This is a genomic window from Streptomyces sp. NPDC041940 (assembly GCF_055589465.1).
The window spans coordinates 63761-86060 of sequence record NZ_JBVJBP010000021.1; the positions used below are offsets into that span (position 1 = coordinate 63761).

The window sequence follows — 22300 nt, forward strand, 5'->3', positions numbered from 1 at the left end:
CGAGAGGGGCGTCGGCAGCGGCCCGATACGCTGCGGAGGCGTGCGGGGAAACCGCCCCTCGCAGCCCGATGCTCCCGAAGGCCCGACCCTGATGCGACCGCACCGCCCGCGAGGACTCCCCTCCCCGGCGTCCGGCCTGCTGCGTGGGTTCAGCGCGGGTGTGCTCGCCGTGCTGTGTGTGCTGCTGCCGCTGGCCGGGCACGTGCTGGCGCAGTGCCACGCTCCTCGCTGGATCATCGTGGCCGGGATGGCGGCGGTGGCCGTGCCGGGCGCGACGGTGCTGACGCGGCGGAGGCTGACGGACACCCAGGTGTCGGCGGTGCTCGCCGTCGCGCAACTGGCCTGTCACGCCGCGTACTCCCTGCCCGGCGCGTGTGCGGCGGTGGCGGAACGGGGTGGCTCCGGCGGCGGCTTGTCCCGGCTGGCCGAGCACGACGCGGTCGCCGGTCCGTCGCCCGGGGTGGTAGTGGCCGGCCATGCGGTCGTGCTCCTGCTCGCCGCCCGTCTGCTGGGCCTCACCGAGCGGCTGCTGTGGCAGAGCAGGACGCTATGGACGGTCGTACGACGTCTGCTGCTGTTCCTGTGGCCGCTGCTGAGCGGCCGCCACGGCAACGGCCCGCGGGTCGCGGTGCGCGAGAGCGCGGCTCCGCCGGTGTCGGCGCTGCTGGTCCGGCTGAACGAGGGCAGGGCGCCCCCGCGTCACGGGCGCGGTCCGTTCCTCCTGCCTCTGCTCCGGCCGATGCCGATCGGTGGTCCCTGCCTGCCCTGACGGGCACGCGGCGCCGTCCCGCCCTGGTTATCGCCGACCACAACCCCTTCCTGGCCTGCCCGCCCGCGAGGGGCGTCCCGCCCGCACCACCACGACCACTTTCCCCCTGAGGAATCATGAAGAAACCGTACAAACACCTGATCGTCGCCGCCGTCCTCGTGGCCGGTTTCGCCGCGGCCCTCGGCTCCTACCTGCTGCTCAGGCCCGACGACGGAGCAAGCACCGGGGCGGACGTGCGGCCCGCAGCCGAGTCACTGCCCGTCCGGGCTTCCAGCCACCGACTGACCGAACCGGAGCGCAGTGAGCTCACGATCGTCGAGTTCCTCGACTTCGAGTGCGAGGCGTGCGGGGCGTACTACCCGGTCGTGGAGCGGCTGCGTGAGGAGTACGGCGACCGGGTCACCTTCGTCGCCCGCTACTTCCCCATGCCCGGACACCGCAACGCCGAGCCGGCCGCACGCGCCGCCGAGGCCGCCGCGCAGCAGGGCGAGTTCGAGGCGATGTACACCAAGCTCTTCACCACGCAGAAGGAGTGGGGCGAGTCGCAGGAGTGGAAGGCGCCCGTCTTCCGCGGCTACGCCGAGGAACTCGGCCTGAACATGAAGAAGTTCGACGCCGATTTCGCCGATCCGGAGACGGCCGGACGCGTCCAGGCCGACCAGCGCGACGGCCTCGGCCTGGGCGTCCAGGGCACCCCGACCTTCCTCCTCGACGGGACCAGGATCCAACCTCCCGCTTCCTACAAGGAGTTCAAGGCCCTCATCGAGGACAGGCTCGGCGACTGACCCCGCCCCGGCACCCCTCGAAACCGCTTAACATCACCGTGATGACGAGCAGGACGCCGCTGACGCAGCGCAGACCCCGTGGAGCGTGGTGGACCACGTGCGCCCGGGTCCTCTGTCCTGCTCTCGCCGTCCTGCTCGCGGCGGTGGTGATGTGCCTGGGCTACGCGGAACACGGCGGCGTCGACGGCGACCACCGGGCCGGGCATCACGCCATCACGGCCGTGCACCTGGACGACTGCCCCACCGGCGACGCGTGCTGCGCACCGGCCGCACACCAGGCGGCGGCGCTCCTCGCGACCCCCGTGCAACCGATGCCGGCGCTTCTGCCCCGCATGCCGGATCTCCCCAGGTGGCAGGGCGACACCACGCCCCTCGCCCAGCCGCCTCCCGCGGGCGGCGCTCCCGACCTTCACGTCCTTCAGGTGCTGCGGACCTGAGCCGGATGCCATGACGCCGTGCGCTCACCCGTGCGCACGCGCTCGAAGACATCCACTCCAGCTCCGCACTGACCGCCGTACGGCGGGACGGAAGGACACCAGTCATGAGCAAAACCGGCAAGAAGGCCGCCGCCGTCACCCGCAAGGCCCGCATCGAGGAGATGCGCCGCACCGAAAGAGCCCGCGAGCGCCGCAACCGCGTCATCACCATCACGCTCAGCACGGTCATCGTCGCCGGACTGGCCGGCTTCGGCGCGTACGCCCTGAACAAGGCCGAGGAGAAGGACGAGCAGCAGGCCGCCGCCGCGAAGAAGCCCGTACGCGGCGAGAAAACCTGGGACACGAAGAAACTCGGCCGCGAGCACGTCCAGGCCGCCGTCGACTACCCGATGAACCCGCCCGTCGGCGGCGACCACAACCAGGCGTGGATGACCTGCGACGGCACCGTCTACACCAAGGCCATAGGCAAGGAGAACGCCGTCCACTCCCTCGAACACGGGGCGGTCTGGGTGACGTACAACGACAAGGCCGCCGACGCCGACGTCAAGAAGCTCGGTGACAAGGTCTCCAGGACTCCCTACACGCTGATGAGTCCGGTCGACGAGCAGCCCGGGAAGATCATGCTGTCGGCCTGGGGCTACCAGCTCACCGTGGACAAGGCGTCGGACCCGCGGGTCGAGCAGTTCCTGACCAAGTACGTCCAGGGCTCGCAGACGCCCGAGCCGGGCGCCGCCTGCACGAACGGACTGACCCAGTAGGTGCGCGTGTGGGTGAACTCGCGGGCATCCAATCTTGTATACAGCAAGTGAGGGGGATCAGCCGACGATGTCGAGCTGAACCTCGCCGCCGAGGGCGAAGTCCTGTGCGGTCAGGCTGTCGATGAGGGCCTGCAGCGTCTGTGCCAGATGGTGACGGCAGGCCGCCGACGCGGCCTGTGCGTCGCCCCGCGTGATCGCCTTGAGCATGGCGCGGTGCTCCTCCAGCGACGTCAGCATGCGCCGGGGTCCGCTGTGCGACAGATACCGCAGCCGCACGGTCTGGCTGCGCAGGTCGCCGATCGTGCGGGCGAGGTACGGGTTGCGGCACGCCGCGATGACCGCCTGGTCGAAACGCTCGGTCAGATCGTAGAAACCCTGGTAGCCCTGCTCCTGCTCGGCCGCGTTCAGCGCCCGGAAGGAGGTGTCGAACTCGTCCAGCAGCTCCAGGAGTTCCCGGAACGGTGCGAGGGTCGTCTCACGGGCCGTGCCCGCCGTCGCGACCGAAGCGGCCGCCTCCGGCTCCAGCAGCATCCGGAAGTCGAACAGGGCGCGCACCCCGCCCAGCGAGATCCCCGCCACGCGGGCCACCTCGCCCGGCACGAAGTCGACGAGCCCCTCACGGGCCAGCCGCCGGATCGCCTCGCGCACCGGGGTGCGGGACGCCCCCAGCTCCTCCCCGAGCTGGATCTCGCTCAGCTTCGCCCCGGGGCGCAGGCGCAGCGACTCGATGTCACCCTTCAGCCGCGCGTACACCGCTTCGCTCTTGCCGGTCGCCCGGACCATGACACTCCCTCGTCGCCAGACCGCATGTCGTGCTGTATACAGCCTATTCGTCGACTGAATTCCCCACCCCCCAGGACTGTTCCGCCCACGACAGCGGGGTTTGCACGTGCCGTAGCGGCATGTGGTCCAGTAGGCGGCGAGACGACATCGAGAGGTTCCCTCGCATGCCCCTTCCTGCGATTCCCCGCCGGGTCAAGATCGGCGATGCCGCCGCGTTCGCCGGGACCACACCCCGCGCCATCCGCCACTACCACGCCATCGGGCTCCTCGCCGAACCGGAACGCGGCAGCGATGACCGCCGCCGCTACGGCTACGACGACATGATCCGCCTGCTGTGGATCCGCAGGATGGCCGATGCGGGTATCTCCCTGGATGACATCCAGGCCGCCTTCAAGGGCGCCACCGGCATCGAGGAGTCCCTGGCCCGTCTGGAGGAGTCCCTCGCTTCCAAGGCGGCCGTCATCGAGGCCCAGCGGGCCGCCGTGAACCGTCTGCGCGAGGTGGGCAGCCCCCTGGGCCTGCTCTCACCGCTGGTCACGGACCGCCTACGCGATCTACCGCCCGGAGCTCTGCGCTCCACCGACCTCGATACCCTCCTGGTCACGGAGCGCGTCTTCGGCCCTCTGGGCGCCGCGATCCAGGCCGACCGGTTCATCGTCCTGGCCACCCACCCCGAGTTGCGGGCCGCGGAGGACCGACTGGCCGAGGCCGAGGCGGCCCTGGACGACGCCATGTCCCCCGACGACCCCCGCGTCGAAGACCTGGCCGCCCAGCGATGTGATCACGAGGCCGCCCTGGCAGCCGCCATCGAAAGATCCGGCCTGGAAGAGGCCCTCGACGTCCTCCTGGACCGGGAGGACGAGCACGCCGGCGAGGAAGGAGACGGGGCGAGGATGAGCGCGATGGAGGCCATCGGCAAGATGCCGTACGACTTCTCCCCGGCCCGCGTCCGGTACGAGGAACGTGTCATCGAACTGCTTCACTCGGCCGATCAGGACGGCGACACCGACCCACTGACCGGCGACCACGTCCTGGCCCACCTGCCGCCAAGGCCCTGATCGATGCCCTGACCATCTGAGTCGGCGCGAATCACCCGTAATCGCGAGACTCATCCGCATCGCTCCGCTAGCATGTTCGAGCTTGTGACGAGCGCCCTCATAGTCCTTCTTCACCGGAAAACAGACTAAAAAATTGATACCCATGGCATCGCGGTTTCTTGCGCGAATAGGCAGCAGAACGACGTTCGCCGCATGGCGTCAACCGCGAGTGCTGCTATGGGCCATGGCGGCGGTGATCACCCTCGGCTTCCTCATCGCGCTGGAGATCGCCGCGCGTCGCTACGGAGTGCCGGGGCCGATCACCTGCCAGGTGCAAGAGGTGATACTCCCTCCCAAATCGGGCTGGTTGCTGTATGCCTGCCTGGCCATGGCGCTGATCGTCCTCAACCGGCGGCAACGGTTCATCGCGGTCGGCGTCGCGGTCGGTATCGACGCCGTCTTCCAACTGGTGCGGTGGGCGATCGGCGCCCCCTTCCTGGCCGACGGCCACCCCTTCGGCAACGGTGCGTTGTGGGTGATCCTGGGCATCGCGGTCATGGCCGTCACACGCCGTACCGGCGCGGAGCGGGTTCTGCTGCTGAAGGGCGTCGGGCTCGGCCTGCTGCTGGTGGCCGGCCGTAAGACCGGAGACACCTGGCTGCTCATCACGTCCAAGACCCGCCCGCTGGTTCTCGACCAGTACCTGGCGTCCGCCGATCACGCGCTCGGCAACCCGTCGTGGCTGGTGGGCCGTATCGTCATGGCGACCGACCCGGTCGGCACCCTTCTGCTCGACGTCGTCTACGCGCAGCTCGCGGTGGGCGCGGTCGTCGTCGCGCTGTACCAGCTGCGCAACGTGGCGGCCGAGCGCCGCTTCCCGAAGCATCACCTGGTGCGCACGTTCCTGGTGATCGGCCTCCTCGGGCCGGGCATCTACATGATCTTCCCGGTGGTCGGGCCGGTCTTCGCCTACGGTGCCGACGGCGGGCAGTGGGCGCTGGCCAACCTGTGGCCCGACCTGCCGCCGCCGGTCGGCGCCCCGCAGGCGATGCCGTTCGACGGGATCACCCCGCGCAACTGCATGCCCAGCCTGCACACGGCATGGGCCGTCGCGATCTACCTCCATTCCCGTCGGGGCCCGCGCCTGCTGCGCTACGGGGGCACGTTCTGGCTGATCGCCACGCTCACCGCGACGCTCGGCTTCGGCTACCACTACGGCGTGGACCTCGTCGCCGGCGTGGTGTTCACGCTCACCATCGAGGCGGGTCTGCGCGCGCAGGCACGCGGCTGGGACCGGTCGGGAGTCCAACTGGTCGCCTACGGCACGACGGTGTTCGGCGCGCTCCTGGTCTCCTATCGCTATCTGCCGGTGGAGATGGCCGCGCACCCGCGGATATTCGGACCGCTTCTCCTGCTGGCGATGGCCTCGGTGATCTACGGCTACATACGGACCACCAGGGTGTGGGAGCCGAAGACGGCCCCGACGCCCCAGCCGGAGCCGCAACCCGAAATGGTCTGAGCCGCCACGCCGCAGGCTCAGGTGTCGCCCAGGTCGGCGGCGAGTTCGTCCCGCCAGTGGAGGGAGACCCGCCGCTGGAGGACCGCCTCGGCGGCGACGGGCAAGGGGAGCCGGAGGAAGGCCCGTAGCGCGTCGGCCGCGTCGCTGCGCGCGACCCACGCGGTGAGGTCCTCCGCCGACACGGGTTCGCCGTCGCCGCCGGACAGCATCGTCCTGGTCGCGTGGACCTCCGCGACCAGGGTCCGCATCCGCACGGCCAGGGGATCGTCCTGGTCGCAGTCGACCGGCAGGCCGTGCCGGATCCGGTCGAGGGCCTCGGTCACCTCCGGGTGGGCGTCGAGGTGCGTCTCGGCCGCAAGCCGGGCCAGCTGGGCCGCGACGGCGGCGCGCAGTCGCTCCGGCGGGGTGCGCTCCACCAGCCCGGCCAGGTCGAAGTCCCGTACGTACGGCTCGGGTTCACGCTCCTGCGGGTCCTCCAGGAGGGGCAGCACCAGAGCGCTGGTCAGCTCCGTCGGCCCTTCCTCGTCCGGGTCGTAGGCGATCCCGAACTCCTCTTCCAGGACCGCCAGGAAGTCGGTGTAGGCGGCGGTGGAGCCGGGCCAGAGGTCCACACCGAGGCGCCGCGCCCACGGTCCGCCGACGCGATTGCCCTCCCGTGGTGACATGACGCGCCGGGTGTCCTCCTCCGGGCCCGGCACGCCGTCCTCCGCGAAGGTGAGAGCTACCTCGGGACCCCGCCTGGTCAGGACCACCACCCGCGTGCCGGCGGACAGGGCACGCAGCACCTCGGGCCGGGCGAACTGCGCGGCACCGCCCTCGATCGTGGCGTACGCCCAGCCGCCGACGGCACCCGCACGGACCAGGGGCCGGTGCGCGGCCCACGCCGACTCCACCGCCCGCTGCGCCTGCCGGCGGTCGCGCGGCCGGACGGTGCCGGGGACGGCGCCGAGCCGGCGCAGCATGCCGGCCGGCGTAAGACCCGCGGCGAACGCCACGTCCGGCTGGTCCGGGAGCGGTTCGCGACGCGGGCGGCCGGTGCGGAGGAAGAAGAGCCGTTGCGTGCCGCCCTCCGCAGGGGCCGGCCCGGCGCCTGCGGCGTGGTCCGGGAAGACCGGGTTCTGGGGGAAGGGCGGGTCCGACTCCGGCTCGGCGAGCGTGGTGGCGTGGGTGAGCGGGGAGACCGGGTCGGCGGGCACGGTCCGCTCGCCGTCCTCCCACAGCAGCCTTCCGTCCACGGCGAGGGGGATGCGGCCGAATAACGGGAGGGCCCCCTCCAGCGCCTCCGCGAAGTCGGCCAGAACATGACGCAGCGAGGGCCAGTGCGCCACCTGGCCGTGGTGGGATCCGGGACGGCAGCACACGAACAGGCTGTCCGAGGACCTCCCGGCGATACCCCGGGTGATGGGCAGTCCCTCCTCATCGTCCTTCTCCGCGATGCCTCGAAGGAACGTCGTGCTCCGCACGATGTCCGCGACTCCGGACAGGGGTCCGTGATACGTCAACTCCAGGGCGCCGTCACCGGGTTCCACCCCGTCATGGCACCCCAGCGATGCCACCAGGTCAGCCGGGAACGCCACCCCGAGCATCCGCTCGGCCGCCTCGATGCCGTCCTGTGATGCCGGTGGGCGCAGGGTCGTGTGGGTGACCGGAGCGCGCCGGGCCAGCCAGGTGCCGATGCGGGCCCAGGACTCCTCGACGCCGGGGATGCTCATGGCAGCGGACCCTACGCCGGGCCACTGACAGTGCCCTGCCGTTCCTGCCGCGGCAGGGGCGTAATCCCGCCGAATTTGTGTGCGGGTGCACGGCGAGGTGAGGGAGGAGGCAAGCGGCGGAACAATGGTGAGTGAGGGCCTGGCGAGTTTCCAGGGCAGATTCGGGCGCAGCGTTCCGCAGGCACGCTGCGCCGCCGGGCCCGCAGTCTTCGGACCGGTGCGAGCGCGCCGAAACGGAGGACCGACGCATGGCCACACCACTCACCGCCGCCCGGCTCGTCGCCGCGTTAAAGGCCGAGGGCTGCGCCGTCCACGAGGTCGGCGGCTGGCGCACCAACAACCGCAATCACAAGGGCCCCTGGGGCCCCGTACACGGTGTGATGATCCACCACACCGTCACCGGGCCGAGCACGGACGTCGTCGAGTTGATCTACCACGGCCACAGCGCCCTGCCCGGTCCGCTCGCCACCGGTTGCATCACCAAGGACGGTGTCGTCCATCTGACCGGCAACGGCCGGGCCAACCACGCCGGCGGCGGTGACGGTGACGTCCTGAACGCCGTCATAGGCGAGTCGTACGGTACGTACCCGCCGGCGACGCACGAGCACGACGGCTCGGCCGGCGCGGTCGACGGCAACGCCCGGTTCTACGGCTGGGAGTGCGAGAACCAGGGCGACGGCAAGGACCCGTGGCCCGGCGAACAGTACGTCGCCATGGTCAAGGCCACCGCCGCGGTCTGCCGTGCGCACGGCTGGGGCCACAAGAGCGCGATCGGGCACCTGGAATGGAGCGACTGGAAGGTCGACCCGCGCGGATTCGACATGGCCGACTTCCGCCGTGATGTCGCCGACGCCCTGGCCCTCCCGGCGGGCCGGTGGGAAGGAGAGGACCCCATGCCCCAGTACGTCAACCTAGGTGTCGCCGGGGAGTACCAGCTCCCGCCCGGCGCCTGGGACTCGGTCGAGTTCACCGAGGAGTGGACCGACGAGACCGGCCACCACGCCACCGGCGGAAGCGTGTTCGCCCGTGGCCCGGCCCGGTTCAGCGGGACCGTCAGCCTCCAGATCGACGGTCTGCCGGCGGGTGCCGTCGTGCAGGCGCGCATGTCGGAGTACGAGGGCGACGAGCACCGCGCGGACCACCCGATCCACGAGATCACCGGGACCGGGGGCGGTTCCTTCGTGGTCCTGCCGCTGACGAAGCGGCTCGCGTCGGGGCGCAGTATGCGGGTGCGGCTGCTGAGCCAGGCCGCGGTGCCCGTCACCGTCGCGAACGCGGTGCTGACCGTGCTGGTCTGGAAGGAGACCTGAGGCCGGCGCTCTCTACCCGACCGCCGGCAGACCCGGGCCCGTGCAGCGCACATCAGCCGACGGCACCGTTCCGCGCAGCAGATAGGCCGCCACGGTGCCGTCCACGCACGCGTTGCCGCGGCTCGCGAACACGCCGTGCGAGTAGTCGTTGTCGAGGGTGACCAGGCGTGCGCCGGGCAGCAGGCGCCGTAGGCCGCGGGCCCCCTCGACGGGCGTGACGGGGTCGTGCGCGGAGGCGACGAGGAGGACCGGCGGCGCGTCCGGACTGCCGAGCGGGGTGCGGTGGCCGGGCCGGTGGTGCCAGTAGGCGCAGGTGTTCGCCTCCATGCCCGTCAGAACCGGCTGCGGGTCGAGACGGCGGGTGCGGCGGATGTCCGTGACGATGTCGCGGGCGCTGGGGCCCGGCCCGTCGGCGCACTTGACGACCCGGTTGGCCGCCTCGTAGGTGCGGGACTCCGGGCCGTCGAAGGCGGCGGCCGGGCGCAGCCCGTCCGGGTCGCCGTCGGTCAGGTAGCCGCGCAGACCGTCGGCGAGGCCCTCCCAGCGTTCGGTGCGGCCCAGCGCGCGGTACACCGCGCGGTCGAACTCCGCAGGGCCGAACCGCGCGACGGGCCGCGCGGCCAGCCCCCGGCGCACCCGCAGATACGACGCACGCACCTCGGCGGGAGTCTCTCCCAGGCCGAAATGCCCGGCGGCCCAGGCGAAGAAGATGTCGCGTTGCCGCAGCAGCGCCCGGCTCTGGAGCACGTCGAAGTCGTACCAGTCCCACGGCCCGACCACGCTGTCCAGCACCATCCGGCCGACGCGGTGCGGGAAGCGGGCGGTGTACGCCGCGCCGAGCCAACTGCCGTAGGAGACGCCGAGGAAGCTCGTCCGCGGTTCGCCGAGGGCCCCGCGTATCGCGTCCATGTCGTACGCCGTCTGCTCGGTGGACAGATGGGGCAGCAGGCGGCCCGCGTGGGTCGCGCAGTCGCCGGCCAGGGCGCGCAGGGACGACAGGTACGACCGTTCCGCCGGGGCCCCGGCCGGTACCGGGTCGCCGCCCGGGCTGTCGAAGAGGCCGCCCATCGGGCCGCAGGAGACCGGGGTGCTCCGTCCGACACCGCGCGGGTCGAAGCCGACCACGTCGTACGCGCGCCGCACGCTCTCGGGGAGCTTGGCCCGCTTCGTGACCGTGTAGGGGAGTCCGGAGCCGCCCGGACCGCCCGGGTTGACCAGCAGGATGCCGCGTCGTTCGGCGGGGGTTCCCGAGGCGCGGACCCGTGAGACCGCCACCTCGATGCGCGGCCCTCGGGGGTGGCGCCAGTCCAGCGGCACGGCGAGCCGTCCGCACTCGACGCGCTCCGGGGCGGGCGGCCGGGGGACGGAGCCGGGGCAGTCGGTGAAGCGGAGCGGGGAGCGCGGCTCGGCCGCCCGGACGGGGGCGGCGGGGAGCAGGGCGGTGGCGGCCGCGAGGGCGCACAACAGTGCGGTGCGGCGTGCGGGACGGGTCAAGGGGGTCTCCGGAAGATCTTCGCTCAAGAAGGTGACAATGAAAATGATTATCGATACCGTCTCCGGCGGCAACCTTTGAAAGGGGGAGTTGTGGCTCATCTGTTGGTGGTCGAGAGCTGGGTCGGGTCCATGAGCCGACTGCTGCCACGGGCGATCCGGGAGAACGGGCACGCGTTCACGTTCCTCACCCGTGACCTGCATCACTACCTGCGCTCGGCTCCGGAGGGAACGGCCCATCCGCTGCTCGGCGCCCGCAACGTCATCACCGCCGACACCAACGACGTCGAGGCGCTGCTGCCCGAGGTCGAGCGGCTGCACGGGGTGCTCGGCTTCGACGGGGTCGTCACGTCCTGCGACTACTACCTGCCGGCCGTGGCGCGGATCGCGGAACGTCTCGGGTTGCCCGGCCCCGGGTACGAGGCGGTCCGCAACGCCTGCCGCAAGGACACCACGCGCCGCGTCCTCGGCGACGCGGGAGTGCCGGGCCCGCGCTTCGCCGTCCGGGAGGAGTGGGCCGACATCGCGCGGGCCGCGCGGGACATCGGCTACCCGCTGGTCGTCAAGCCCGTCGACCTGTGCGCGGGCATGTACGTGCGCCGTGTGGACGACGAGGCCCAGCTCGCTGCCGCCTGCCGGGCCCTGGCCGACTTCCCGGTCAACGCGCGCGGACAGCGCCGGACGCCCGTGGTGCTGCTCGAAGAACTGCTGGACGGTCCCGAGGTGAGCGTCGAGACGGTGTCGTACGCGGGCGCGGTCCATGTGGTGGGCGTGACCGACAAGAGCGTCGGCGGGGCGCCCGCCTTCGTCGAGACCGGGCACATGTTCCCCGCCGACCTGACGACGGCCGACGCCGAGGCCGCCGAACAGACCGCGCTGGCCGCCCTCAAGGCCCTCGGACTGACCGAAGGGGTCGTGGCGCACACGGAGATCAAACTGACCTCGGCCGGGCCGCGCGTGGTCGAGGTCAACCCCCGGCCCGCCGGAAACCGCATCACCGAGCTCGTGCGGCACGTCACCGGGATCGACCTCGCCGCCGCCTTCGTGGACGTCGCCCTGGGCCGCGCACCCGACCTGCGGCACACGGACACCGGGCTGGACAGCGCGGCCATCGGCTTCCTGGTGCCGGGCTCCTCGGGCACCCTCGAAGCGCTGGACGGCGTGAGCGTGTGCGACCTGCCCGGGGTGCTGGAGATGCAACTCGCCGAACCCGGCAGGGCGGTGAAGGCGGCGGGCAGCAATAACGAGTACCTGGGGCACGTCATGGCGGGCGACGCCGACGGACTCGGCGCCCGCGCACGCGTCGAAAGCGTGCTGGACGGGCTGCGGGCGGGGCTGGTGATCCGATGACCACCGCCCTCACCGGACTGTCGTACGACCACCTGGTGACGCTCGTACGCACAGGAGCCCTCGGGCCCGACCCCGGCACGCTGAGCGTCGCCGTCGCCTTCACCACCCGGCAGGCCGTCCGGCACGACGGACGGGGCACCGGCTACCGCAACGAGGTGCTCAGCCTGCGCCTCGGCGAGGCGGTCGGCTCCTGCGCGGTCGAGCCCGGCGCGCTGCCCGACAGCGCGGTCGAGGAGTGTGTGGGCGCGGACGTGGCCCGGCTGCTGGAGCATCCGCTGCCGGCGGTACGGGTCGCGGCCCTCGACGCCTACCTGATGCACGTCCTGCCGCACACTCCGGCCAACGGGGCCTGCCCCGTCCCGCTGCCCGCCGGGTCGTCGCTGGAGAAGTCCCGGGCCCGGGCGCAGGCGGTCGTCGGCCTGCTCGACCTCCCGCCCGGAGCCACCGTGCTCGTCGTGGGAGTGGTCAACTCCCTTCTGGAAGTGCTGCGTTCGCGCGATCTGCGCTACATCCCGTGTGACCTCAAGGGCGGCGCGACCGAGTGGGACGAGCCGGTCGTCGCCGACGCGCTCGCCGCGGCCGGGCGGTGTGACGCGCTGCTCGTCTCCGGCATGACCCTGGGCAACGGCACCTTCGAACGGCTGCGGCGGCACGCGCTGGCGCACGGCAAGCAGCTGGTGATGTTCGCCCAGACCGGCAGCGCCGTGCTGCCGCGCTTCCTCGGGCAGGGCGTCAGCGCGGTGTGCGCGGAGCCGTACCCGTTCTTCTGGCTCGACGGCGGCCCCGGTGTCCTGCACCGCTACGACGGCTCCTGCCCGGGAGGCGGGCGATGACCGCGACCGCGCTCCGTCCGGCCGCGCGACGGGAACTGCTCTCCCTGGTCGGCCGTACCCCACTGGCCCGCATCACCCCCGACCTGCCCGGCCCGCACCCCGGCTTCTGGGCCAAGCTCGAAGGGCTCGCCGCGGGCGGCATGAAGGCACGGGCCGCCGTGTCGATGCTGCTGGGCGCCCGAGAGCGCGGCGAACTGCTGCCCGGCGCCCCGGTGGTGGAGTCCACCTCCGGCACCCTCGGCATCGGGCTCGCCTTCGCCGGACAGGCCCTCGGCCATCCCGTCGTGCTGGTCGGCGACCGGGAACTGGAGCCGTCCATGCGCCAGTTGCTGCGCTCCCACGGAGTACGGCTGGAGATCGCGGACCGTCCGCTGGAGCGGGGCGGCTGGCAGGCCGCGCGCCTGGCCCGGCTGCGGGAACTGCTCGCCGAACTGCCCGGCGCCTACTGGCCCGACCAGTACAACAACCCCGACAACACCGCCGGTTACGCCTCCCTGGCGGCCGAGATCGCCGTCGAACTCGACCATCTGGACATCCTGGTGTGCAGCGTCGGCACCGGCGGCCACAGCGCGGGCATCATCGGCCCGCTGCGCCGCCACTGGCCCGCCCTGCGGCTCATCGGCGTCGACGCCACCGGCTCCACCATCTTCGGCCAGCCCGCTCGGCCCCGGCTGATGCGAGGCCTGGGCAGCAGCATCCACCCGCGCAACGTCGCCTACGACGCCTTCGAGGAGGTCCACTGGGTCGGCCCGGCGGAGGCCGTCGACAGCTGCCGCCGACTGGCGCGGGGCGCCTTCGTCAGCGGCGGCTGGTCCACCGGCGCCGCCGCCCGGGTCGCCGCCTGGGCCGCCCGCGTCCACCCCGGGGCGGTCGTCGCCACCGTCTTCCCCGACGGCCCGCACCGCTACCTCGGCACGGTCTACGACGACGCCTTCACCGACGCCCACGGCCTCGACCCGGACGCCGCGGCCACCCGGCCCGTCGAGATACCGCACCCCTACGCGGCGGAGGCCGCCGGCTGGGTCCGCTGCACCCGCGTCAGCGACCCGCTCGCCGCCTCCGCCCTGAAGAAAGAGCACTTGTGAAGTCCAGCCTGCGCACCGTACGCCTCGAACTCGCCGAGCCGCTGCGCATCTCCCGTTCCACCATGACCGCACGCGACGCCGTATGGCTCACCGTCGAGCACGACGGACTGCGCGGCCACGGCGAGGCCGTCACCAGCGTCTACTACGGACTCGGCACCGAGGCGCTCGTACGCCTCCTCTCCGCCGTGGACCTGAGTCGTTTCGCCTGTCCGGAGAGCGCCCTGGAGGCCCTGCGGGCCGGGGAGCTGACCGCGAGTGACACGCCGCCCGCGGTCACCGCCGCCGTCGAGTCGGCGCTGCTCGACCTGGCCGGCCTGCGCGCGGGCGTCCCCGTGCACCGTCTCCTCGGGACCACCGCCCCGCCCGTCGCCGCGACCGCCCGCACCATCGGCATCACCGCCCTGGCCCGCGCGGCGGCCGAGGCCAGGCACCTCGCCGCGAGCGGCTTCGAGGTCATCAAGGTCAAGGCGGGCGCCCCCGACCCCGAGGACGACATCGAGCGCGTGCGCGTCATCCGCGACGCCGCTCCCCGGGCCCGGCTGCTCCTCGACCCCAACGGCGCCTGGTCCGTGGCGCGGGCGGACGCCCTGCTGCCGCGCTTCGCCGACCTCGGCGTGGCAGCAGTCGAGCAGCCCGTCCCGCCCGGCGACCCGGACGCCCTGGGCGCCCTCGCGCAGCGCGCGCCGCTGCCCGTCATCGCCGACGAGGACGCCGTGACCCTGGAGGACGTCCGCCGCCTCGCCGGACGCGTCCAGGGCGTCAACGTCAAGCTCGCCAAGTGCGGCGGCGTCCACGCGGCCCTGCGCATCGCCGAGCTGATCGAGGGCAGCGGCACCGATCTGATGCTCGGCTGCCTGACCGCCAGCACCCTCGGACTCGCCCCCGCCGTCCACCTCGCCGACCGGGCCCGCTGGGCCGACCTCGACGGGCATCTGCTGCTCGCCCACGACCCGTGGACCGGCATCGGCGGCACCGACGGCGTCGTCCGCACCAGTGGCCTCGCCGGCCTGGGCGTCGAGGAGGTGGCGGTCCGTGCGCACGTGGCATGAGATACGTCGCTTCCCGCTCGCCGTGCGGCTCCTGCTGGTCAACCAGCTCGGCGTCAACACCGGCTTCTACCTGCTCATCCCCTACCTCGCCACCCACCTCACCCAGAACCTCGGCCTGTCGGCGGCGGTCGTCGGCATCGTCCTCGGAGTCCGCAACCTCAGCCAGCAGGGCCTGTTCATCATCGGCGGCTCCGCCTCCGACCGGCTCGGCGCACGCGGGGTCATCATCGCGGGCTGTGCCCTGCGCACCCTCGGGTTCGCGCTGTTCGCGCTCGGCGACGGGCTGGCGGTGCTGCTCGCCGCGTCCGTGCTGAGCGGGCTCGCGGGGGCGCTGTTCAACCCGGCCGTGCGGGCGTATCTCGCGCAGGAGGCAGGCGAGCGCAAGGCGGAGGCGTTCGCGCTGTTCAACGTGTTCGCCACGACCGGCGCGCTCATCGGCCCGCTGCTGGGCAGCGCCCTTCTCCTCGTCGACTTCCGCACGTCCGCGCTCACCGCGGCCGGGATCTTCGCCGTCCTCACCGTGGCACAGGCGCTCGTCCTGCCCGCGCGGAAGGCGGAGCCGAGCGGCGGCGGCGTCCTCGGGGACTGGCGCGAAGTGCTCGGCAACCGGCCCTTCGTGGCCTTCGCGCTCGCCATGGTCGGCATATACACCCTGGAGAACCAGCTGTATCTGCTGCTGCCGGCGGGGGCGCGGGACGCCACCGGCTGGGACGGGGCGGCCGGGATCGTCTTCCTCGTCGGAACGGTGGCCAACCTGGCCCTCCAGCTGAGGATCACACGGTCCCTCAAGGCCCGGGGCGACCGAGGGCGCTGGATAGCCGTCGGACTCGCGGTGATGGCGCTGGCCTTCCTGCTCCCGGCCTTCCTCGCGGGCGTCGTACCGGTGCTCGCCGGAGCCCTGCTGCTCTACCTCGGCGTCATGATCGCCCAGCCGTTCGTCATGGAGCTGGTCCCCGGCTTCGGCCGCCCCGAACTGACCGGCACCTACTTCGGCATCTTCTACGTCGTCTCCGGCGTCGCCGCGGCCCTCGGCAACACCGCCGTCGGCTGGGCCATGGACCGCGGTGAACACGGCGCCGGGTGGCTGCCCTGGGTGTGCTGCGCCTGCTTCGGCCTCGTCTCCGCGCTCGGTGTGGCCTGGCTGCGCCGGCTCGGTGCCCTGCCCGCGAGCACGGCCCCGGAGGTGCCCGCGCCGGCGGGGGAGAGGAGCAAGGCGTGACGAGCGGCAACCTCCTCACCGACCATCCGGCGCTGTACGAGGCCCGCTTCCCCGACGCCGAGCGGACGGCCGCCCGGTGGACCGAGGACTGCCTGCGCCGGCACGGTGCCGGGCCGCGCGTCCTGGACATGGGCTGCGGCACCGGCCGCGACGCGGCCGGACTGCACGCGGCAGGCCGCACGGTCACCGGCGCCGACCTGTCCGAGCCGATGCTCACCCACGCCCGCGCGCACCACCCCGGCCCGCAGTACGTCCGCGCCGACCTGCACGGCTTCGACCTCGGCCCCTTCGACGCCGTCGTGTGCCTGGACAGCTCCCTCCTGTACTGCCACACCAACGACCAGCTCGACGGCTTCCTCGCCTCCTGCCACAAGGCCCTCAGCCCGGGCGGCCTGCTCGTCGCCGAGATGCGCAACGGCGCCTACTTCCTCGGCCGCACCGACCTGCTCGACCGGCCCACCGCCAACGCCTTCGCCTGGCAGGGCACGTCGTACCGCTCCACCACCACGCTGACGGTGGACCGCACGACCCAACTCCTGCGCCGCACCCGCGTCTGGACCACCGACGACAGATCCGAGCCCGTCACCCAGCACTCCGCCTGGCGGCTGCTCTTCCCGCACGAACTGCGGCACTTCCTCACGGCGCACGGATTCGAAGTGCTCGAACTCCACGACGGACCCGGACCGCGCACCGAACCTCCCTGGCGGGCGGGCGAGTCGCCCGGCCGGACGACCGACGCGGACCGGCTCCACCTCGTCGCCCGCCGCCCGCACACCCACTGACCCGAAGGACCAGCCATGCCCGACGAACACCTTCCCGGTCTGCGCCGCCGCGGCTTCCTCGCCGCCACCACCGGCGCCGCCGCCCTCGCCCTCGCCGGCTGCGGCGGAGGAACGGACGACAAGACGGACAGCGGCAGCGGCGGAACGCCGAAGCGCGGCGGACGGCTGCGCGCCGCCTTCGCCGGCGGCGGCGCGAGCGAGACCCTCGACCCGCACCTGGCCAGTCTGTTCGCCGACGTCGCCCGCGCCAAGGCCCTCTACGACAAGCTCGCCGACTACGACGCCGACCTCTCCGCCCGCCCGCGCCTCGCCGCCGAGTGGAAGCCGAACAGGACCCTCGACCGCTGGCAGATCACCCTGCGTGAGGCCGCCTTCCACGACGGCAGGCCGGTCACCGCCGACGACGTCCTCTACAGCTACCGCCGGATCGCCGACCCGAAGCAGGCGTTCCGTGCCAAGGCGTCCCTGGAACCCATCGACCTCGACGCCAGCCGCGCCACCGGCGAGCGGTCGGTCGAGTTCGTCCTCAAGCGTCCCACGGCCGAATTCCCCAACGTCCTGGCCGCGTTCGGCGCGTACATCGTCCCCGAGCACGCCACCGGCACCGACTTCGACCGGCGGCCGATCGGCTCCGGCCCCTTCCGCTTCGAGTCCTTCGCGCCCGGCCGCTCCGCCGTCTTCCGCCGCTACGAGGACCACTGGGACGGCGCCCCGTACCTCGACGAGCTCGAATTCGTGGTCGCCAACGAGGAGTCCGCGCGCGTCAACGCCCTCCTCGCGGGCCAGGTCGAGTACGCGCACGAACTCAACCCCACCACCGCACGCGCCCACGAGGGCCGGGGACAGATCGAGATCGTCCGGCTGCGCAACAGCGCCATGCAGGCGTTCTGCATGAAGACCGACCGGCCGCCCTTCGACGACCGGCGGGTGCGCGAGGCGTTCTTCCTCATCGCCGACCGGAAGGAAATCGTCGACGGCGCCCTGTCCGGCGCGGGCGAGGCCGGCAACGACCTGTTCGGCAAGGGCTACGAGTACTACGCCGACGGCCTGCCCCAGCGCGAGCAGGACGTCGACCGTGCCCGCGCCCTGCTGAAGAAGGCCGGCGCCGAGAAGCTGAAGGTCACCCTGGACACCTCCGCCGTCGCCGCCGGCTTCACCGAGGCCGCCGGCATCTTCCGCGACCAGGCCGCCAAGGCCGGCGTCACGATCGACGTGCGGATGGGCAGCAAGGACTCCTACTGGAGCGACATCCTCGACGGCGGCACCCTGTGCTGCTACCGCTCCGGCGCCATGCCCATCGAGGCCCACATCTCCCAGCGGCTGCTCACCGACTCCACGACCAACGCCACCCACTGGCAGCACAAGGACTTCGACGCCCTCTACCAGCAGGCGCAGTCCACCCGCGACAAGACCGAGCGGTCCGCCGTCTACGAGCGGATGCAGCGCCGGCTGTACGCCGAGGGCGGGTTCCTGGTGTGGGGCTTCGCGGACTGGATCATCGGAACGTCCAGGACAGTGAGGGGAGTCGAGACCAAGGCCCCGGCCAACACCCTCGACTGGGCCCGCTTCGACAACGTATGGCTGGCATGAGCACCGACGTCCTGAAGGGGCGCGGGGAACTGCGCGACAAGCCACGACGCAGCCGCACCCGACAGACGACACACCGCGGCACATCCTTCGTCGCCCGGCGACTTGTCCTGGGCGCAGCCCAAACCGTCGCCGTAGTCCTCCTGGTCTTCACCCTCACCGAAGCCCTCCCCGGCGACGCCGCCGTCGCCCTCGCGGGCGACCAGCCCGACCCCGCGCGCATCGCGGCCATCCGCGAGGTCATGGACCTCGACCGGCCCGCCCACGAACGGCTGCTGAGCTGGGCCGCAGGCCTGCCGCAGGGCGACTTCGGCACCTCCCTGACCTCCGGGCGCCCCGTGGCCCACTACATCGCCGACGGCTTCGGTCCGAGCCTGCTGCTGGCCGCCCTCACCGTCGCCCTGCTCGTCCCGCTCGGCTTCGGACTCGGCGTGCTCGCCGCCCACCACGAGGGGCGGCTCATCGACCGGCTGGTCAGCTCCGTGACACTCGCCGTGTACGCCGTGCCCGAATTCGCCCTCGGGGTACTGCTGGTGACGGTCGTCGCGCTGAAACTGGCCTTGCTGCCGCCGACGGCCGTGGGCTACGGCACGGACCTGCTCGGCCACCCGGCCGTGCTCGTCCTGCCGGTGCTGGTCCTGCTGTCCCGCCCGGTCTGCTCCCTGTCCCGCCTGGTCCGGGCCGGCATGGTCGACGCCCTCGCCTCGCCCTACGCCGCCCATGCCCGCCGCTACGGCGTCCCGGGCGCCCGCGTCCGCTACGCCCACGCCCTGCCCAACGCCCTGGCCCCGGCCGCCCAGCAACTCGCCCGCACCGTCGACTGGCTGCTGTGCGGGGTCATCGTCGTGGAGGCGCTCTTCGTGATCCCCGGCCTCGGAACCGTTCTCCTCAACGCCGTCGCCGAGCGGGACGTGCCGGTGGTGCAGGGGCTGGCGGTGGTGTTCGGCGTGCTGACCGTCGTACTGAATCTGGGCGCGGACGTGGTGGCGTACCGGCTGACGCCGCGGGCGGGGGTGGCGGCGTGAGGGCCCCGCGCCGACTGCTGCCCGGCCTCGCCGTCGTCGCCGTCCCGCTGCTTCTCGCCCTCCTCGGGCCTTGGTTCGCCGGCGACCCCGGCCCCCGCGCCGTCTCCTTCACCCTCGGCGGCGGCCACTGGCTGGGCACCGACTTCGTCGGCCGGGACGTCTGGCAGCAGGTGCTGCACGGCGGCCGTACGGTCGTGCTGACCGCGCTCGCCGCGACCGCCCTCGCCTACCTCGTCGCCCTGCCGGTCGGACTCGCCGCCGCGGTCACCCGCGCCCGGTGGCTCGAGGAGCTGCTGATGCGGCCGCTGGACGTGCTGCTCGCCGTACCGTCGCTGCTGCTGATCCTGCTCGTGGCGTCCGTGTTCTCGCCGGGCGCGGCCGGCCTCGCGCTGCTCGTCGCCCTGGTGAACGTGCCCGACGCCGCCCGGATCGTACGGGCCGCGGCGGCCGAGGCGGCGGCCCGGCCCGCCGTGGAGGCGCTGCGCATGCAGGGCGAGTCGTGGTGGCGCGTCGCCGTCGGCTACGTCGGCCGCTCCGCCCTGCGCACCCTGGCCGCCGACGCCGGTGTCCGGCTGACCGGCGTGCTGTATCTGGTGTCGACGGCCGCGTTCCTCGGTGTGGGCGTCGCCCCGGACGCCGCCGACTGGGCGGTCATGGTGGACCGCAACCGCACGGGTCTGTTCATCCAGCCCTGGGCCGTCGTCGTGCCCGCCCTGCTGATCGTCGCCCTGACGACGGGCACCAACCTGCTCTTCGACGCCGCACTGGACAAGAAAGGGCGACGCCCGTGAGCCATCAGACCGACCCGGTCGCCGAGATCCGTGACCTGCGCGTGGAGATCGCCGGCCGGCCCATCGTCGACGGGGTGGACCTGCGTGTGCTCCCCGGCCGGGTGACCGCCCTGGTCGGTGCCTCCGGGAGCGGCAAGACCACCACCGGCCTCGCACTGCTGGGGGAGTACCCGCCCGGCGCCCGGGTCACCGGGGAGGTACGCCGGTCGGGGGCCGGACCGGTCGGGTACGTGCCCCAGCATCCCGCCGCCGTCCTCAACCCGGCCCGCCGCGTCAACGCCCTGCTCGACGACATCGCCCGCGCCCAGGTACGCCACCTGCCCCGCGCGCAACGCCGCACGGCGGCCCGGGAACGCGTGCGTGAAGCCCTGGCAGCGGCCCAACTCCCTGCTGCCGACGCCCTGTTGATTCGCTACCCCCACCAGCTCTCCGGCGGCCAGCAGCAACGGGTCGTCCTCGCCCAGGCCCTCCTCCTCGGCGCCCGTGTCATCGTCGCCGACGAACCCACCACCGGCCAGGACGCGCTCACCAAGCGCGGCATCGTCGACCAGCTGGCGACGGTCGCGGCCCGCGGCATCGCGGTCGTCCTGCTCAGCCACGACCTGGACGTGGTCCGCGCCCTCGCGGACGACGTCCTCGTCCTGCGCGCCGGCCAGGTCGTCGAGTCGGGCCCCGCCCAACGCCTGTGGCACGCACCCCGCCACGCGTGGACCCGCGACCTCCTCGCAGAACACGCCCCGGCTCTCACCGGCGAGGCCGGCGCCGACTTGGCGCAGCACGGCCTCGCCCGTGTCCGTGGCTCCGCCCCGCGCGTAGGCGATCTGCCTGCCCGGGCGCAGGATGACGACGGCCCTGCTTCTGTCCGTGCCCCTGTCTTGGGCGTGCGCGATCCGGCCGCTCGGGCGCAGGGCGACGCCAGCCTGGCCTCTGTCCGTGCCCCTGCCTTGCCGACACCCGACCGCCCCGCTCGGGCGCAGGACGACGACAACCCTGCCTCCGCCCGTCGCCCCGTCCTGCCGGAACCCGACCGCCCCGCTCAGGCGCAGGATGACGACAGCCCCGCCTCCGCCCGTCGACCCGCCCTGCCGGAACCCGACCGCCCCGCCCGTGCCCAGGCCGCCGAGGACGCCCCCGGCCTGGCTCTTCGCCCCGTCCTCCGCGTCAGTCACCTCACCGCCCGCCACCACGGCGGCACCCGCCGAGGCACCACCACCGTCCTGCGCACCCCCCACCTCGCCCTGCACCCCGGCGAATGCCTCGCCGTCGTCGGACGCTCGGGCAGTGGCAAGACCACCCTCGCGCGCTGTCTGGCCGGACTCCACCGGGACCACGACGGCGAGATCCTGCTCGACGGGACCGCGTTGCCGCGCAGCCTGCGGCAGCGCAGCCGTGCGCAACTGGCGGCCGTGCAGTACGTCTTCCAGGACGCCCGGGCCGCCTTCGACGAGCACCGGCCCGTCCTCGCCCAGGTCGCCCGTACCGCCGTCCGGCTGCGCGGCACCGACGAGAGGACGGCCACGGACGAGGCCCTGACCACGCTCGCGAGCCTCGGGCTCCCGGACGGTCTCGTCCGCCGCCGCCCCGGCGAGCTCTCCGGCGGTGAACTCCAGCGCGCCGCCCTCGCCCGCGCCCTCCTCGCCCGCCCCAGGGTCCTGGTCTGCGACGAGATCACCTCCGGCCTCGACACCGTCACCCGGCGCGGCATCCTCGACCTGCTCACCGCGCTGGTCCGTGAGCACGACCAACTCGCCCTCGTGCTCATCACCCACGACCTGGACACGGCGGCGCTCGCCCACCGCATCGCCGTACTGGACGCGGGCGAACTCGTCGAACAGGGCCCGGCCCGCAGGATCCTGACGGAGCCGCGCCATCCCTTCACCGCAGCCCTCGCGGAGACGATCGCCCGTCTCGATACGTATACCCGGGCATGAACCGAAGCGAGTCACACCCGTTACGAGTTGAACGAGGGCACGGCCCT

At 72.8% G+C, this 22300-nt stretch carries 20 protein-coding genes; 17 read left to right on the top strand and 3 right to left on the bottom strand.

The features are described 5' to 3' along the window. Positions 1–91: 91 nt before the first annotated feature. The 4 genes from ACZ6I3_RS29755 to ACZ6I3_RS29770 all read left to right on the top strand — a co-directional run bounded on the left by ACZ6I3_RS29755 (position 92) and on the right by ACZ6I3_RS29770 (position 2749). A complete protein-coding gene (locus ACZ6I3_RS29755) occupies positions 92–769 on the top strand; it encodes a hypothetical protein (RefSeq protein ID WP_469418764.1) in 678 nt (225 codons plus the stop codon). A gap of 116 nt (positions 770–885) precedes the next feature. Beyond that, positions 886–1554, top strand: a complete 669-nt coding sequence (locus ACZ6I3_RS29760) for a DsbA family protein (protein ID WP_469418765.1) — start codon at positions 886–888, stop codon at positions 1552–1554. Between the two features lie 41 nt (positions 1555–1595). Beyond that, positions 1596–1991, top strand: coding sequence for a hypothetical protein (locus tag ACZ6I3_RS29765; protein WP_469418766.1), 396 nt, complete (start codon positions 1596–1598; stop codon positions 1989–1991). 104 nt (positions 1992–2095) lie between these two features. Continuing rightward, positions 2096–2749 carry a DUF3105 domain-containing protein gene (locus tag ACZ6I3_RS29770; RefSeq protein ID WP_469418768.1) on the top strand — a complete coding sequence of 218 codons (654 nt, stop codon included), beginning with the start codon at positions 2096–2098 and terminating at the stop codon, positions 2747–2749. A gap of 57 nt (positions 2750–2806) precedes the next feature. Here ACZ6I3_RS29770 and ACZ6I3_RS29775 read toward each other — a convergent pair whose 3' ends face one another. Further along, positions 2807–3532 carry a GntR family transcriptional regulator gene (locus ACZ6I3_RS29775; RefSeq protein ID WP_469418769.1) on the bottom strand — a complete coding sequence of 242 codons (726 nt, stop codon included), beginning with the start codon at positions 3530–3532 and terminating at the stop codon, positions 2807–2809. Between the two features lie 164 nt (positions 3533–3696). On the opposite strand from ACZ6I3_RS29775, the gene ACZ6I3_RS29780 reads away from it, so the two are divergent. Both ACZ6I3_RS29780 and ACZ6I3_RS29785 read left to right on the top strand, forming a co-directional pair. Continuing rightward, positions 3697–4590, top strand: a complete 894-nt coding sequence (locus ACZ6I3_RS29780) for a MerR family transcriptional regulator (protein ID WP_469418771.1) — start codon at positions 3697–3699, stop codon at positions 4588–4590. 223 nt (positions 4591–4813) lie between these two features. Then, a complete protein-coding gene (locus tag ACZ6I3_RS29785) occupies positions 4814–6088 on the top strand; it encodes a phosphatase PAP2 family protein (protein ID WP_469418772.1) in 1275 nt (424 codons plus the stop codon). 17 nt (positions 6089–6105) lie between these two features. Here the strand turns inward: ACZ6I3_RS29785 and ACZ6I3_RS29790 are convergent, their stop codons facing one another. Continuing rightward, positions 6106–7800: an SMI1/KNR4 family protein gene (locus ACZ6I3_RS29790; protein ID WP_469418773.1), complete on the bottom strand. Its 1695-nt coding sequence runs from the start codon at positions 7798–7800 to the stop codon at positions 6106–6108. A 248-nt stretch (positions 7801–8048) separates the two neighbouring features. Between ACZ6I3_RS29790 and ACZ6I3_RS29795 the strand changes: the two genes are divergently transcribed. Continuing rightward, a complete protein-coding gene (locus ACZ6I3_RS29795; RefSeq protein ID WP_469418774.1) occupies positions 8049–9110 on the top strand; it encodes a peptidoglycan recognition protein family protein in 1062 nt (353 codons plus the stop codon). A gap of 12 nt (positions 9111–9122) precedes the next feature. Here ACZ6I3_RS29795 and ACZ6I3_RS29800 read toward each other — a convergent pair whose 3' ends face one another. After that, complete coding sequence (locus ACZ6I3_RS29800) at positions 9123–10604, bottom strand: alpha/beta hydrolase (RefSeq protein WP_469418776.1); 1482 nt, start codon at positions 10602–10604, stop codon at positions 9123–9125. Between the two features lie 90 nt (positions 10605–10694). Between ACZ6I3_RS29800 and ACZ6I3_RS29805 the strand changes: the two genes are divergently transcribed. From ACZ6I3_RS29805 to ACZ6I3_RS29850, 10 genes are read left to right on the top strand one after another with little or no spacing between them, the layout of a single operon-like run. Further along, positions 10695–11951, top strand: a complete 1257-nt coding sequence (locus tag ACZ6I3_RS29805; RefSeq protein WP_469418777.1) for an ATP-grasp domain-containing protein — start codon at positions 10695–10697, stop codon at positions 11949–11951. Continuing rightward, positions 11948–12784 carry a Rossmann-like domain-containing protein gene (locus ACZ6I3_RS29810; protein ID WP_469418778.1) on the top strand — a complete coding sequence of 279 codons (837 nt, stop codon included), beginning with the start codon at positions 11948–11950 and terminating at the stop codon, positions 12782–12784. The genes ACZ6I3_RS29805 and ACZ6I3_RS29810 overlap by 4 nt, the downstream gene beginning before the upstream one ends. Further along, positions 12781–13869, top strand: coding sequence for a PLP-dependent cysteine synthase family protein (locus ACZ6I3_RS29815; protein WP_469418779.1), 1089 nt, complete (start codon positions 12781–12783; stop codon positions 13867–13869). The genes ACZ6I3_RS29810 and ACZ6I3_RS29815 overlap by 4 nt, the downstream gene beginning before the upstream one ends. Further along, a complete protein-coding gene (locus ACZ6I3_RS29820) occupies positions 13866–14918 on the top strand; it encodes a dipeptide epimerase (RefSeq protein ID WP_469418780.1) in 1053 nt (350 codons plus the stop codon). The genes ACZ6I3_RS29815 and ACZ6I3_RS29820 overlap by 4 nt, the downstream gene beginning before the upstream one ends. Continuing rightward, complete coding sequence (locus tag ACZ6I3_RS29825) at positions 14902–16137, top strand: MFS transporter (RefSeq protein ID WP_469418781.1); 1236 nt, start codon at positions 14902–14904, stop codon at positions 16135–16137. The genes ACZ6I3_RS29820 and ACZ6I3_RS29825 overlap by 17 nt, the downstream gene beginning before the upstream one ends. Beyond that, entirely contained in the window at positions 16134–16919 is a 786-nt protein-coding gene (locus ACZ6I3_RS29830; protein WP_469418782.1) for a class I SAM-dependent methyltransferase, read from the top strand. Before ACZ6I3_RS29825 ends, ACZ6I3_RS29830 begins: the two co-directional genes overlap by 4 nt. Before the next feature lie 15 nt (positions 16920–16934). Beyond that, positions 16935–18509 (top strand): ABC transporter substrate-binding protein, encoded by a 1575-nt coding sequence (locus ACZ6I3_RS29835; RefSeq protein ID WP_469418783.1) that lies wholly within the window; start codon positions 16935–16937, stop codon positions 18507–18509. Continuing rightward, complete coding sequence (locus ACZ6I3_RS29840; RefSeq protein WP_469418784.1) at positions 18506–19531, top strand: ABC transporter permease; 1026 nt, start codon at positions 18506–18508, stop codon at positions 19529–19531. The genes ACZ6I3_RS29835 and ACZ6I3_RS29840 overlap by 4 nt, the downstream gene beginning before the upstream one ends. After that, positions 19528–20322 (top strand): ABC transporter permease subunit, encoded by a 795-nt coding sequence (locus ACZ6I3_RS29845; RefSeq protein ID WP_469418786.1) that lies wholly within the window; start codon positions 19528–19530, stop codon positions 20320–20322. Before ACZ6I3_RS29840 ends, ACZ6I3_RS29845 begins: the two co-directional genes overlap by 4 nt. Further along, positions 20319–22253 (top strand): ABC transporter ATP-binding protein, encoded by a 1935-nt coding sequence (locus ACZ6I3_RS29850; protein WP_469418788.1) that lies wholly within the window; start codon positions 20319–20321, stop codon positions 22251–22253. Before ACZ6I3_RS29845 ends, ACZ6I3_RS29850 begins: the two co-directional genes overlap by 4 nt. Positions 22254–22300 lie beyond the last annotated feature (47 nt).